General features: G+C 34.7%; 13 protein-coding genes. 12 read left to right on the top strand and 1 reads right to left on the bottom strand.

Annotated features, from left to right (window positions below):
• Positions 1-114 precede the first annotated feature (114 nt).
• From J5G60_RS10060 to J5G60_RS10040, 5 genes are all read left to right on the top strand, one after another.
• A complete protein-coding gene (locus tag J5G60_RS10060; protein ID WP_150357257.1) occupies positions 115-2,193 on the top strand; it encodes a cell division protein FtsA in 2,079 nt (692 codons plus the stop codon).
• A 33-nt stretch (positions 2,194-2,226) separates the two neighbouring features.
• A complete protein-coding gene (locus J5G60_RS10055; protein WP_150357256.1) occupies positions 2,227-3,399 on the top strand; it encodes a M20 metallopeptidase family protein in 1,173 nt (390 codons plus the stop codon).
• A gap of 200 nt (positions 3,400-3,599) precedes the next feature.
• Positions 3,600-4,547 carry a 3'-5' exoribonuclease YhaM family protein gene (locus J5G60_RS10050; RefSeq protein WP_150357255.1) on the top strand — a complete coding sequence of 316 codons (948 nt, stop codon included), beginning with the start codon at positions 3,600-3,602 and terminating at the stop codon, positions 4,545-4,547.
• A gap of 165 nt (positions 4,548-4,712) precedes the next feature.
• On the top strand, positions 4,713-5,672 hold the full coding sequence (locus J5G60_RS10045) for an RluA family pseudouridine synthase (protein ID WP_150357271.1): 960 nt from the start codon (positions 4,713-4,715) through the stop codon (positions 5,670-5,672).
• Between the two features lie 24 nt (positions 5,673-5,696).
• Positions 5,697-7,304 carry a putative polysaccharide biosynthesis protein gene (locus J5G60_RS10040; RefSeq protein WP_150357254.1) on the top strand — a complete coding sequence of 536 codons (1,608 nt, stop codon included), beginning with the start codon at positions 5,697-5,699 and terminating at the stop codon, positions 7,302-7,304.
• Between the two features lie 8 nt (positions 7,305-7,312).
• On the opposite strand, the gene spoVB is transcribed toward J5G60_RS10040, so the two are convergent.
• A complete protein-coding gene (gene spoVB, locus J5G60_RS10035) occupies positions 7,313-8,644 on the bottom strand; it encodes a stage V sporulation protein B (protein ID WP_150357253.1) in 1,332 nt (443 codons plus the stop codon).
• A 181-nt stretch (positions 8,645-8,825) separates the two neighbouring features.
• On the opposite strand from spoVB, the gene J5G60_RS10030 reads away from it, so the two are divergent.
• The 7 genes from J5G60_RS10030 to J5G60_RS10000 all read left to right on the top strand — a co-directional run.
• Entirely contained in the window at positions 8,826-9,392 is a 567-nt protein-coding gene (locus tag J5G60_RS10030) for a ferritin family protein (protein ID WP_150357252.1), read from the top strand.
• Between the two features lie 168 nt (positions 9,393-9,560).
• The gene (locus tag J5G60_RS10025) at positions 9,561-9,857 is read left to right on the top strand and encodes a DUF6506 family protein (RefSeq protein WP_150357251.1); all 297 of its coding nucleotides are present in this window, start codon (positions 9,561-9,563) and stop codon (positions 9,855-9,857) included.
• 34 nt (positions 9,858-9,891) lie between these two features.
• Positions 9,892-10,755 (top strand): lipoyl synthase, encoded by an 864-nt coding sequence (lipA, locus tag J5G60_RS10020; protein WP_150357250.1) that lies wholly within the window; start codon positions 9,892-9,894, stop codon positions 10,753-10,755.
• A 145-nt stretch (positions 10,756-10,900) separates the two neighbouring features.
• Positions 10,901-12,847, top strand: a complete 1,947-nt coding sequence (locus tag J5G60_RS10015) for a sigma-54-dependent Fis family transcriptional regulator (protein WP_150357249.1) — start codon at positions 10,901-10,903, stop codon at positions 12,845-12,847.
• Between the two features lie 417 nt (positions 12,848-13,264).
• Entirely contained in the window at positions 13,265-14,203 is a 939-nt protein-coding gene (locus tag J5G60_RS10010) for a thiamine pyrophosphate-dependent dehydrogenase E1 component subunit alpha (RefSeq protein ID WP_150357270.1), read from the top strand.
• A gap of 2 nt (positions 14,204-14,205) precedes the next feature.
• Positions 14,206-15,177: an alpha-ketoacid dehydrogenase subunit beta gene (locus J5G60_RS10005; protein WP_150357248.1), complete on the top strand. Its 972-nt coding sequence runs from the start codon at positions 14,206-14,208 to the stop codon at positions 15,175-15,177.
• An 80-nt stretch (positions 15,178-15,257) separates the two neighbouring features.
• Positions 15,258-15,448, top strand: a 191-nt coding sequence (locus J5G60_RS10000) for a biotin/lipoyl-containing protein (RefSeq protein ID WP_328707010.1), incomplete at its 3' end; no start/stop codon positions are given.

Genomic DNA, 15,448 nt, shown 5'->3' with positions numbered 1-15,448 from the left:
CAGCTTCAGATTTTTATAAGAGACAGTTTTATAATTACTTATAATATTTTTAGATGCAGGAGTATATTCCTGCCAATATGATACCTTAAATTATGGAAAAAGAGGTAAATACTTATGGATTTAAAGGGAATAAACCCACAGGATGTGGTATTTGCATTGGATGTAGGGACAAGATCAGTAATAGGTACTGCAGGAATAGTGAAGGACAAAAAATTTGTTGTAATATCTGAACACTGTATAGAACACGAAAAAAGAGCCATGATCGACGGTCAGATACACGATGTGGGACTTGTAGCTAATGCAGTGAGTATAATAAAAAATAAAATAGAAAAGGATTTAAATATAAAAATAGAAAATGTAGCTATAGCTGCTGCGGGAAGATTTCTGAGAACCGTATCTGTAAAAGAGGAAATGAAAGTTGATTATGACAGGGAAATAGACAGGGATACCATAAGGAGTTTGGAACTGACGGCGGTAAAATCTGCTGAAGAAAAGGTAAGCCGGGATACAAAAGGAAGATTATACTGTGTTGGATATAGTGTAAAAAGTTATTATCTAAATAATTATCTTATAGGCAATCTGATGTATCAAAAAGGAGAAAAGATATCTGCAGAGATCATAGCTACTTTTCTTCCAAGATCTGTAGTGGATAGTTTATATTCTGTTATGGAAAAAGTGGGGCTTCAGGTAGTAAATCTGACTTTAGAGCCTATAGCAGCTATGGAAGCGGCTATTCCTCAGAATTTAAGGCTCTTAAATCTAGCACTAGTGGATGTTGGGGCAGGTACTTCGGATATAGCTATAAGTGACAGGGATACTGTAATTGCATATGGCATGGTACCTCAGGCTGGTGATGAAATTACCGAAATAATATCACAAAAATATATGGTAGATTTTAATAAAGGTGAAGAAATAAAAAAGCAATGCAGTAAAGTCAAGGATATAACTTATGTGGATGTCCTAGGTACGGAAAATAAGATTACTTCTGAAGAAATATTGAAGCTCATAAGTCCTGCCGTAAAAAAGATAGCAGATGAAATAGGCAGCAGGATAATAGAGCTAAATGGAGGCAAATCTACCAGTGCGGTTTTTCTAGTAGGTGGAGGTGCACATACTCCCAAACTAAAAGAGCTTTTGGCTGAAAAGCTGAATATACCTCTTAGTAGAATTGCAGTAAAAGACAGACAGTCAGTTCAGGAGTGTATTTGTAATGATAATTCTCTTGGTAGTGCTGGGGTAACAGTCTTGGGAATAGCTTTAGTTTCTATAAGAAAATTAGGACACGGGTTTATAGATGTGATGTTGAACGGAAATGTAATAAGTCTATTTAATTCTCACAGCCACACGGTCATGGATGTAATGCTTCAGGCCGGTATAAATCCCAATAGCCTTATAGGCAAAAATGGTAAAAATATAAGGTTTATGCTAAATGGGATTAAAAGAGTGGCTTTTGGAACCCTTGCTTCAAATGCTGAAGTAAGCATAAATGGTTTAAAAAAGAGCATGGATGATAAGGTCAAAGAGGGAGACAATATAGAGATAAAGTATGCAGTTGACGGCAAGACAGCTCTTCCTAAGGTGATAGATTATATACAAAAAGTGTATTCCATAAGCTTTTTTGTAAATGATATAATAGAAAATTTAGAACCACTGGCATATATAAATGGAACTAAAGTGGAAATTAACAGTGACATAAGTGAAGGGGATAATGTAAACATAATATTTCCTAAAACTCTTGGAGATTATAAAAAGTATTTTTTAGACAAAGAAGAGAATAAATTTGTATATTATCTAAATGGAGAAAAGTTGAATGAAAATTATATAATAAATGAGGGTGATAGAATTTACGGGATAACTGAAAATTCTATGGATGAAAAAAAGAGCGTGAAAGTAGATGAAGAAAACTCAGGATTGAAAGAAGTGAGCCTAGGAAAAGAAGATAGAAGCGTTGAAATGGGAAAAGATAAAAACGATGCTAAAGATGTGAATAATCACGAGATAACTGTAGTTGCAAATGGTAAAAATGTTGTGCTCAAAGGGAAAAAAGATTATATATTTGTAGATATATTCAACCATATAGAATTTGATTTGACAAAGGTAAAGGGAAGATTATATTTACATCTAAATGGAAATAATGCAAGTTATTATGATGCTCTTTCGGAGGGGGATATAATAGAGATAGGATGGGAATAATTCTATGCACTTTAATTATGATTGGAGGTAAATATGAATAGGAATTTTCTAAAAATTGCAGAATCTATAAAGGGAGATCTTATTGATATTAGGAGAGATTTTCACAGACATCCGGAACTTGGATATGAAGAAAAGAGAACTTCTGGCAAGATAAAGGAATTTCTGAAGTCACTTGGTATAGAATACAGGGAAACTGCAGATACGGGAGTATGTGCGGTAATAAGAGGGGTTGGGAATAAAACTATTGGGATAAGGGCAGATATGGATGCACTTCCCCTGCAGGATAAAAAAAATTGCAGTTATTGTTCACAGGTGAAAGGAAAAATGCATGCCTGCGGTCATGATGCACATACCACTATTCTACTTGGAGTGGCAAAAATTTTAAATAGTATAAAAGATGAACTTAAGGGAAATGTAAAATTATTTTTTGAGCCCGCAGAAGAAACCACAGGCGGGGCAAAAATAATGATAGAAGAAGGTGTACTTAAAGATCCTGAAGTGAATAGAATTATAGGGCTTCATGTAGAGGAAAACATAGAAGTTGGAAATATAGGTTTAAAATTTGGGGTTGTAAATGCGGCTTCCAATCCATTTACTATAAAGATAAAAGGTTTAGGAGCCCACGGCGCAAGGCCTAATATGGGAATTGATCCCGTAGTTATGGCAAGCCACGTAATATTGGCACTTCAAGAGATTATAAGTAGAGAACTTCCACCCACAGATCCAGCTGTGCTCACAGTGGGCTCCATTCACGGCGGAACAGCACAAAACATAATTCCGGATGAAGTTACTATATCTGGAATTATAAGAACTATGAAAACCGAACACAGAGCCTATGTAAAAAAAAGACTTATAGAGGTTACAAGAGGAATTGTAAGTTCTATGAGAGGCAAATGTGAAATAGATATACAAGAAAGCTATCCATGCCTTTACAATGACGATAGTGCTGCACAGGACATATTAAAGGCGGCGAAGCAGGTAATAGGAAATGAACGTGTAAAAATACTTCAAAATCCGAGCATGGGAGTGGAGAGTTTTGCTTATTTTTCAATGGAAAAACCTTCTGCATTTTATTATCTGGGATGTAGGAACAAGGCGAAAGGTATAATACATCCAGCACATGGGAACCTATTTGATATAGATGAGGATTGTTTGCCTATCGGTGTAGCAATACAATGCCAAACAGCTTATAATTTCTTAAAATGACTTGTTCCCAATATTATATAATTAAGATATTTCTAAAGCCATCAATCTGAGATATTTAAAAACTTGGTGGCTTTTTTATATAATTTATAGTATCAGCTATATTTGTTAGATTCTAAAATTATGGTAATATATTTGTTAGAGTTGAGAAAAATAATTTTACAGTTTATGTCTTGTGGTTATAGAAGGGGGAAAATTGATAGATGAAAATAAAAGACTTAACAGCAAATATTTCTTTAGATATCTTTTTACTTGTAAAAGAACTAGAAGAGGATGTAACTAGAAATAAAGATTCATATATTAAATTTTTATTAAGTGATGGTGAAAATGATATACATGGAATTATGTGGTCTACATCCCTGGAGGAGTTAGGAGAAGGTGTAAAACCTGGAAAAATAATTAAAGTGAGAGCATTAGTCAGAAATTATAAAGATAATTTGCAGTTGAATATAACAAACTGTCGGCCGGCGTTGGATAAAGACAAGGTAAATATAAAGGATTTTATCAAGAGTGTGCCTGTAGATCCGGAAACCATGTTTAATGATTTCATTCGTGAGACTGAAAATTTTAATAATAATGATCTTAAAAATATAGTGGAGAAGCTTTTAATGGACAATAAGGACAAATTGATATATTATCCTGCAGCTAAAAAGGTACATCATGCAGTTAGAGGAGGACTACTATATCACATGTACAGGATGTTTAAAAACGCACAGAGCATTGTTTCTGTATATGGATCCTACATAAACAGAGAATTGTTGTTTTCCGGTGTCATGCTGCACGATATTGGGAAAATTAAGGAACTTGACTCCAGCGAATTAGGTGTAGTGGAAGATTATTCTAAAGAGGGCAAATTACTGGGTCATATTGTAGAAGGTATAGTAATGGTTCATGATGCAGCAAGTGAATTGGGAACTCCTGAAGAAATAGAGTTGCTTTTAAAACATATGATAGTTTCGCATCACGGTGTGGAGGAAAATGGCTCACCTAAAAAGCCAATGACTTTGGAGGCTGAGATATTACACTATTTAGACGAGATAGATGCAAGTGTATATCAGTTTGAGGAAGCTTTAAAGGGTATCACCAAGGGTAAATTCAGTGATAAACAATTTTTCCTTGGAAACATACAACTGTATAAGAGTGAATTATGATGATTTTTATATTGATTTAGTCAAGGACAGTAGTATATAATTAGATGTTGTCCGTATAAAGTGATTCTCAGTTCATATGAAGTTTGTTTATTAATGCAAAATTTTTTGGAGTCATATAAGGATAATTTAGAACTTAAATATATTAAAAGTACTGGAGAGATCATGATGAGAGTTGAAATCGGAAATAATGAATCTGGTCAAAGGCTGGATAAATTTTTGAGAAAGTGGTTGAAGGATGTACCACTAAGCGGTATATACAAGGCTATAAGAAAGGGCGACATCAAGGTAAACGATAAAAAATCCAGAGAAAATTATTTTCTGTCAGCGGGAGATATAATAGAAACTAAGTATATAACTTCTATGCAGGAAAAAACAAAGTTGAAAAAAGTAGAAAGCAATTTTTTGAAAATAACCTACGAAGATAAAAACATGCTTTTAGTTGAAAAATGGCCCGGAATTTTGGTACATTCGGGAAAAAGCTCCAATGGTTCAACTTTAACTGATTATGTACTTTCATATCTATATGACAAAGGGGAATACGATCCAGGAAAGGAAATTACATTTACTCCTTCACCCTGCAACAGGCTCGACAGAAATACATCAGGTATAGTTATATATGGTAAAAACTATGATTCACTGAAATTGCTGAATGAAATGGTAAAGAACAGGAATATAAAAAAATACTATGAGGCAATGATAAAGGGGAAAATAGAAGAAGGCCTATATGAGGGATATATCCTAAAGGATATAAAAAATAATATGTCCATTGTATATGATGTTCCCAAAAAGAATACTAAAAAAATATCCATGAAAGTAAAAGTTCTCCAAACTTGCGGCACTTTTTCACTAGTAGATCTGGAACTTATTACAGGCAGAAGTCATCAGTTGAGGGCTCATTTGGCACATCTGGGTAATCCTATAATTGGAGATGCAAAATATGGAACACCAAAATTGAACAGCCTTTTTTACAATAAGTATGGATTAAAATATCAATACCTTTATGCCTATAAATTAAATTTCAGAGACTGTCCCGAACATTTAAAATATATGGAAAACAAGACCATATCGGAAAGTCTGCCACCTGTATTTAGAAAGATTAAAAATGACTTGTTTGATAAATTTTAGATTTGGTATAGGGAGTTTTGAATTATGAAGGAACAGTCGACTACTAAAGGCTTTGCCATACTTTCAGCAGCAGGAATGCTGGTAAAGATCCTGTCCATAATATACATACCACTTTTCATGAGAATAGTCGGGGATGAAGGCTATGGCCTTTACGGAGCATCCTATCAGATATACACTTTTGTCTATGTGCTTACCAATTCAGGAATACCGGTGGCCATATCCAAACTTATATCCGAGCTGAATGCAGTGGGGAATTACAGGGATGCAGTGAAGGGATTTAAGATAGCCAGATTCATGCTTATGGCAATGGGAATAGTGATGGCGGCACTGCTGATGATTTTCGCATCCCCGCTGTCCAGAGTAATGAAATACAGCAAGATCTATCTATCCCTTTTAAGTTTGGCTCCTGCCATACTGTTTACCTCTGTGGCTTCAGCTTACAGGGGATATTTTCAGGGCAGTGGCAATATGACACCTACAGCTGTATCCCAGGTAATAGAGCAGATAGTAAATACCATATTTGGTATAGCATTTGCAGCGTACCTGATAAAGTACGGAGTGGAAGTGGGATGTGTAGGAGCACCTATCGGCACTTCCCTTGGAGCACTGGCTTCTGCATGCTTTCTAATGTTCTGTTATGAAAACTCCAGAAGATCTGGCATGTATAAGAAGATGACAGTTCAGAAGTCAGAGAGAATTGACACCGGCAAACTGGTGAAAAGAATTATAAAATATGGAGTGCCTATAACCATATGTGTGGGGATGACCTATGCAGGAAATCTGGTTGATATGTGGAACACAAAGTCCAGACTCATGGCCGGCGGATTTAGTGATGTAAACTCAACCATACTTTATGGATATCTTACAAAATACCAGCAGCTTTTGAATGTACCTATAACCATAATATCCTCTCTTTCAGCGGCTATACTTCCTGCAATATCCGCAGCTGTTGCCATCAAAAACGGCAAGAAGGTAAAGGACAATATAAATTATTCCTTCAGGCTCTGCTTTCTGATTGCAATTCCCTGTGCATTTGGATTTTCCGTTTTAAGCGATCCAATATTTCAGATGCTTAAATTCAGAGGTGGATCCTATATTATGGCATGGGGTTCAGTGGTGCTTGTATTGATGTCCCTCATGCAGATCCAAACCACTATCCTGCAGAGTATAGGAAAACTTTTTACTGCCACCTTGTACTCCATAATAGGTATATGCGTAAAAATAATTACAAATTATTTCCTGATTTCCATACCTGAAATAAATATACTTGGCGCTGTAATAGGCAGTACTATGGGATTTATAATTCCCATAGCATTGAATCACCGAATTATTAAAAAATCTTTAAATGTAAGAGTCAGCATGCTGAATCATGCGGTTAAACCGCTGGCTGCTTCAGCTGCCATGGGAATCATAGTATATGTGAGTTATTTTTTAATGCATTTTGTACTGAAATTTATCAAAATTCCGTATCTTCCAAATGCAATTTCAACTGTATTATCCATAGCAATTGGAATTGTGACCTATATGTATGTTCTGGTTTTAATCGGAGGAATAAGCAAAAGGGATTTACAGTCACTGCCTTCCAGGGCTATAAAATTAGTTCCAAGATTTATATTGACCAAAATGAGATAGGATAACTTCTAAGGGCTTCCATAGAAGTTATCCTTTATAAGTTCGTGCATATTTAATGCCAAGGTAGTCAGAGAAGTGATCATCAGGCTTATACCACATCCGTATACATTTATACTTGGTATACCTGTTAAAAAATATACCAGTATCACATCCATAACTGAAGAAATAAGAGAATTTCTGAGTATTACTTTCTGTTTACCTATGCCATTTAAAATTCCAAAAGTTGACATGGATACGAATATAATTGGAGCGGACAATGCTGTAAATTTTATATAGTCTTCCAGATCATATCGTCTATAAAATAATTCTCCTAAATAGTCAGACAGGGAAATGCAGATTATCATAGTCAAAACTCCCAAAAATAAAGCTATTTTTACAATTTGAGATATTCTTCTCTCAATTGCCCAATAATCTTTTTTGCTCATTTTTTCTGATAAATCCGGTATGAGAACTATGGACATGGAGGTTATAATTGTAGTTGGAAAAAATATTATGTTCATGGCCATACCATTAAATCTGCCTATCATACCAAGAGCTGCATTGTATTCTATTCCCGATGCCACCAGCCTTCTTGGAACTATCAGAGCTGAAATGGCTGAAAGGGACGTAGATAAAAATCCATTTATGCATAGTGGAAATGATATGACAAGTATGTTGAATAAAAGCTGTAATTTGTCTTCTGTATTTGAGAAATTGAATCCAAATCTTCTTTTTTTTATCTTGTACATAACGTAGAGTACAGTGAAACTTATGAATTCCCCCAAAGTTAAAGTTATATAAGCTGCAGTTACAGTCCCATTTACATCTTTCAGTGAAAATGAATTTATGAGTAAAGTTATTATGACAATTCGCAGAAATTTTTCAGATATATCTATAAAAGCGGGTATTTTCATCTCTGATATCCCGTAAAAATAACCCTTCAGTATGGACGAAAGTGCTATAAAAAAAATGGCAGGACACATAACCTGAAGAGCATGGATGGATCTGGTATCTTTTATTATATTGGCACTTATATAGGGGGCATTTATAAATATCATACAAACTACAAAAGTAGCCAGCAGAGAATTAAAAGTCAAGGATATGTCTATGGAGCGGTTTAAATTATTGAAATCATCTCTTCCGAAATATACTGCAGCAACTCTGGAAATTGCGGTTACCATACCTCCTGTAATGAGACATATAAACAGATCGTATACAGGCATTATAAGTCCGTAAAGTCCCATACCTTCAGCTCCTAGATTTCTGGACAATATTATTGAAAATACAAATGCGAATATTGAGGTTATTAAGTTTGAACAGATTAGGATAAGTGTACTTTTTAAAAATCTTTCTCTTTTCATAAAAACTCCTGACCTACAGATTATATTGATAATATTTAAAACATCAATATTAATAATTATGACAAGCATTTAAAGTATATTCTTTTTATTTTCAGGGTTTTTATTACTTTACAATCCTATGATATACTATAGGTAACCGTTTGGTAGGAAATTTTAATTTACGATTTAGGGGGTACGTTCAATGAGAAAATTGATTTGCAGAATCTGTGGTGCAATTATAGATGATAAAAATTATTTTTATAATGCAGAAGCATTTGAAGGGAAAAACACCCTGGATAATATAAGTTTTTGCCCTTTTTGCGGGGCACCCAGGAAATATATGATATCAAAAAATGAAAACGCAGAAGAGCAAAAATATAATTTTGATGCAGGAAGCCTTAAAATAATAGATCATGCATATAAATTAGAAATATTTAATGGTGACTTTTATGATAAAGTCTCTAAACTTGCCGCAAATATTCAAATAAAAAATATGTTTAGATCTCTTTCGAGAGTGGAGTATGTACATGCCAATATACACCGCAAAATAGGTGGATTTACTGTAGAACCCAAACTTAAAAGCCTGGATTATTCTAAATACAAAAGCGACGGGGAACTTCTTAACATGGCCTGTAAAAGGGAAAAACATGCAGTAGAATACTATGAAAGATATGCAGATAAAATGAATGACTACCAGGTTAAAAAGATATTCGATGTGTTGGCAAAGGTGGAAAAAATGCACATAGATCTTACTAAAAAAGCAAATTAGTCATGCGTGTATTCAAAAGATAAATTAATTAATATAATTCCCATTTTGAAATAACTTTTTCCCATAATTGGATTTTAGAGTAATTTTAATGGAGATATTTCAATGTTTCTGGTATTGGCTTGATTTATGCTTTTAAGAATCAATAAAAAATACAGGAGGTAATTTTCAATGAAAGCTGCATTTATTTTTTTAGCACCAGGAGCCAATCCTAAAATCCATAAATCAATTATAAAGACGGTGAAAATGGAACTTATAAGCGTAGGAGTCTCAAGTTATGATGAAGCCTGTAAAGTTGCTGTGGATCTAGTAAAAGATGATATTTGCGCAATAGAATTATGCGGCGGCTTTGGAGTTAATGGTACCGCCAGGGTTAAAGAAGCTGTAAAAAGTAAAATACCTGTAGGAGCAGTGAGATTTGACATTCATCCAGGACTTGGAAATAAAAGTGGAGATGAAATCTTCTAATTGATGAAAAAAGACATAAGAGGAAGTGATTTTATTGAATTCGAAACCAGAGTGGCTGAAAATGAAAGCACCTGATGAAGTTGTATTAGATAAAATGGAAAATATGTTAAAGAAACTCTCGCTCCATACAGTCTGTGAAAGTGCAAATTGTCCCAATATAGGGAAATGCTTCAAGCACAAGACAGCTACCTTTATGGTGATGGGGGATACCTGCACGAGAAATTGCAGATTCTGTGCTGTAAATAAAGGGATGCCGCAGGAACTTGATCCTAAAGAACCTGAAAACGTAGCCATTGCCAGCAAAAAACTTGGACTTAAACATACAGTTGTAACTTCCGTTACAAGAGATGATTTAGAAGATGGAGGAGCAGAACATTTTGTAAAGATCATAAAAGCCATGAGAAGAGAAAATCCGCATTCCACTGTAGAACTTCTGATACCCGATTTAAATGGTAATTGGAATGCTTTAAAAGATATAATTGATGCAAGACCGGATATACTAAATCATAATATTGAAACGGTGGAATCTTTATATAAAAAAGTTAGGCCCTTGGCAATTTATGATAGATCCATTGAGCTGCTGAGACAAGTTAAAATATTCAACAGCAGTGTGTATACAAAGTGCGGTATAATGCTGGGACTTGGAGAAACAAAGCAGCAGGTATTGAAAGTAATGGATGATCTATTGAAAGTCGGCTGTGATATATTGACAATAGGTCAATATCTTAGACCATCTAAAAAGCATCTGCCTGTTTTTGAATACGTCACTCCTGAAAAGTTTGCAGAGTACAAAAAAATGGCATTGGATAAGGGATTTAAGGTTGTATTTTCAGGACCTTATGTGAGAAGTTCCTATAAGGCCTTTGAGAGTATTAAAATCTTGGAGAATTTAAAATAGTTAATATATCTTTACGCAGATAGACGCTTGAATTAAAAGGTCAGTGTCTATCTCTTAATTTTTTGTGCTGTTAGATATATATATTGTATAATATATTATAAGAGTACTGTTATATTTCATATAGAATTTACGAGGAGGAATGACTATGGGCTATATAGATAAGATTAAAGAAAGACGCCGTAGATTTATAGAATATAATGAAATACCAAAAGATGTTAGGCCTGATATTTTAAATTCCTGGATACGATGTAAAAACTACGGTGTTGGAGAAAACAGCAATAAGGCTAATATTCTTTTCAAAAGTGAATTTGATGCTGTACTTGAGGAAAAAAAAGAATTTATAAGAATTTGTCTACCTGTAATGTTAAATTTATATGAAATCTTGAAAGATACAAATTATTCAATTATACTGACAGATGAAAATGCAGTTATTTTAAAAATTCTGGGAAATGAAAGAATAATGGCTGCAAACAAGAATCTGGATTTTTTAGAAGGACGCAGATGGAGAGAGGAAGATGTTGGAACCAATGCTATTGGAACTTGTATTTATTTAGATAAACCTGTTTGGACATTAGGTGCAGAACACTACTGCAGAGAACAGCATAAGTGGACATGTTCTGCAGCACCAATACACAACAGCAGGGGGAAAATAATAGGCTGTATTGATCTATCAGGAAGCATAGGAACTTTTCATTCCCATACTCTGGGTATAGTTGCTGAAGCATCCAATACCATACAGGAACAGTTTGCCATAAGTGAACATAGAAAATGGACAGAAGTTGCGTTTAATTCAATAAAAGAAGGCATGCTGGTTTTAGATAATGAGTTTAAAGTCAAATATTTCAATGAAAAAATATGCAGTATACTTGGAATTCATAAAAGCGAAATGTATAAATTGGATATGAAAGTTCTATTAAGAGACGTAGCCAATGATATGTACGGATTAAGCGACAATGGGAAAATTGCCTATAGAGAAATAAGTTTATATGTAAAAAATAAAAGAGTGGAATGTAATATAAGTGTAACGCATGTCCTAATAGGTGAAAATTATGTTGGATTTGTAATCGTTATACAAAAAGCAGGTACGATGCGTGGAGTAGTAAACAAAATAGCAGGATTCTCTTCCAGGTATGATTTTGACAACATACTGACTAATAATCCTAAAATGTTGGGTATAATTGAAGATGCAAAGAGAATAGCTCAAAATGAATGTACTGTACTGATAACAGGAGAAAGCGGTACAGGAAAGGAATTATTCGCTCACTCTATTCATAACAGAAGTAAAAGGTGTAATGGGCCCTTCGTGGCAATAAACTGTGCGGCACTTCCCAAGGATCTTGTGGAAAGCGAGTTATTCGGCTATGAAAAAGGTGCTTTTACGGGGGCATCTAAAGAGGGTAATCCTGGAAAATTTGAACTTGCAAATGAGGGTACAATATTTTTGGATGAAATTGGAGAATTACCTCTTGAAATTCAATCTAAGCTCCTAAGAGTTTTAGATAATCATACTATTAGCAGAATTGGTGGAAAATATGAGAGAAATCTAAATGTAAGAATTGTGGCAGCTACAAATAGAGATCTTATAAAAGAGGTTAATGCCAAAAATTTTAGGAGCGATTTATATTTCAGATTAAATGTATTTAATTTAAAACTGATCCCTTTAAGAGAGCGAAAAGAAGATATAGAAATGTTTGTGAGATTTTTTTTGAATAGATTGAATAAAAAAAATCAAATGCAGATAGAGCATATAGATAAAAGTTTTATGGATATTATCAAAGAATATAACTGGCCTGGAAATGTTAGAGAACTGGAAAACGTAGTTCAAAGAGCATATTACCTATCTAAAAATGGAATTATAACGGATTCCCTGATACCTGATTATATTATGGAAAGTGTTGGGAATATCCAGGATTATACAATATCTTTAGAAAACAAGTCAAAAAATAAGATTAAAACTGTAGATCAAGTTGAAAGAGAACTTATTGTTAAAGCATTAGAGCAGTGTAATGGAAATGTGATAAATGCAAGTAAGCTAATTGAAATGGGAAAATCTACACTTTATAGAAAAATTAAAAAATACAATTTAAAATAGTAGTCTTTTCTTTTATCTCTATTTAAGGTGATTTACACAGTCAACTTAAATAGAGAATCTTATTTTTACAAATCATATAAAATATCAAAAATTCAGACTTGTCCAAAAATGGGAAAGAAATAATTCCCGTTATGAAAAAATTTCTTTGAAGTAGTTTTTTAAATTGACGATTTTACAGGATAAATCATAAATATAGAATCCCTTGATATTTGGCATGAGTTTTGCTAAATAAATTTATAAATGAATACAAACCATTTTTATATTCAAAGCAAAAGAGGTGGACACCAATGTAATCGTTTATGAATGTAATTATACTGCTGATATCTGTATTTAATACTATTGGGAGGGATTATTTTGGAAAAGGTAAAAGAAAGAGAAAGCATAAAAAACAATACACTTATAGATATCTATGACAAAATGTTAAAAATAAGGGCATTTGAGAACATGGCAAAGGACAATTTTGCAGAGGGAAAAATTCCAGGATTTGTACATCTTTATATAGGTGAAGAAGCCATATCTTCCGCTGTTTGTGAAAACTTAACTGATGCCGATTATATAACCAGTACTCACAGAGGTCATGGTCACATAATAGCAAAAGGCGGAGAACTCAAATATATGACTGCTGAGCTTTTTGGAAAAGCTACAGGATACTGTAAAGGAAAAGGTGGATCCATGCATATTGCAGATGCAACCAAAGGAATACTTGGCGCAAACGGTATAGTAGGTGCAGGACACGATATAGCATTAGGTGCAGGAATGAGTGCACAGTACAGGGGAACAGATCAGGTTTGTGTATGTTTCTTCGGCGATGACTCTACAAATCAGGGTACATTTCACGAATCACTGAACATGGCAAGTGTTTGGAAACTTCCCATTGTATATGTCTGCGAAAACAATGGATACGGAATATCAACTTCTCAGAAAAGACACCAGAATATCAAAGATATATCCGTAAGGGCTAAAGCCTATAATATGCCTGGAGTTACAGTAGATGGGAACGATGCCGTGGCAATTTACAAGGCTGCCAGTGAGGCCATACAAAGAGCCAGAAAGGGAGAGGGTCCAACTCTCATAGAGTGTAAAACCTACAGGCAGAGAGGACATTTTGAAGGGGATCCAGCGCCTTATAAACCAAAAGAAGAACAGGAAGCATGGATTAAAAAGGATCCTATTCCCCGTTTCGAAAAATATCTGCTGGAAAATAGAGTTTTAAGTGAAGATAAAATAGATAAAATGAAAAAATCTGTTGACGAACAAATTAAAGAGGCAGTTGATTTTGCAATGAACAGTCCTGAACCAGAATTGAATTCAGTATTTGAAGATGTGTACAGCGATATAAAAGAGGGGGTTGAATAGGTATGTCAAAAATAACTTTTTCACAGGCAATAAAAGATGCTATGTGCACTAAAATGCGCCAGGATAAAAATGTACTGTTGTTTGGTGAAGATGTAGGTCCCTTTGGAGGGTGTTTTGGAGTAAGCCAGGGAATGCATGATGAATTTGGTGAAATGAGAGTGAGAGATACTCCTATTTCAGAAGGTGCCATTTTAGGGTGTGCTATCGGATCTGCCGCTACAGGATTGAGACCTATTGCAGAGCTTATGTTTATGGATTTCATGACGGTTGGAATGGATATGCTGGTTAATCAGGCGGCAAAATTGAGATATATGTTTGGAGGTAAAATAAATTTACCCATGGTGGTAAGAGTTCCATGCGGAGCTGGATTCCAGGGGGCAGCACAGCACTCACAGTGTCTTGAAGCGTGGATTACACATGTACCGGGGCTGAAGGTGGTTTATCCTACTACGGCGGCAGATGCCTATGGATTAATGCTTACTTCAATAGATGATAATAACCCTGTGATTTTCATAGAGCATAAAGGCCTTTATCCTAAAAAAGGCGAAGTAGACGAAAGTTCGGCACCAATACCTCTTGGTGTTGCAGATGTAAAAAAAGAGGGAAAAGATGTTACCATAGTGGCAACAGGCAAAATGGTTGACGAAGCACTTTCAGCTGCCCAAAAACTTTCAGGAGAAGGTATTGACGCAGAAGTAATAGATCCACGAACTCTCTTCCCTTTTGATAAAGACACAATATTCAATTCAGTGAAAAAGACAAATAGAGCGGTGGTTGTAACTGAAGAAACCAAAAGAGGAGGCTTCGGGGGAGAAATTTCCGCCCTGATAAGTGAGGAGATATTTGATTATCTGGACGCTCCGGTAGTCAGAATTGGAAATTACAACGTGCCAATACCGTTTTCACCGAAACTTGAAAGCTATATACTGCCTAATGCAGATAAAATAGTAGCTGCTGTAAAGAAAACATTATAAGTAGATGTGTAATTCAGGGAACATTTCTCTGAATTACATTATCCTATTTGTATTCAATCTAGATGTTAGGAGGGTTTTTAATGAGTTGTATTGAAGTGATGCCGAAACTTGGATTGACCATGACAGAGGGGACCCTGGTAAATTGGCATAAAAGTGAAGGAGAGAAAGTTGAAAAGGGAGAAATTCTATTTGAGGTTGAGACGGATAAGCTTACAAATGAAATAGAAGCAAAAGAAAGCGGAGTACTTAGGAAAATACTGGTAGAAGAAGG

Origin of the sequence: Clostridium sp. HV4-5-A1G (assembly GCF_900184915.1) — a bacterium.
Taxonomy (GTDB): domain Bacteria; phylum Bacillota; class Clostridia; order Clostridiales; family Clostridiaceae; genus Clostridium_B; species Clostridium_B aromativorans.
The sequence above is the reverse complement of the archived record's forward strand: the minus strand, read 5'-3'. Positions and strand labels throughout refer to the sequence as shown.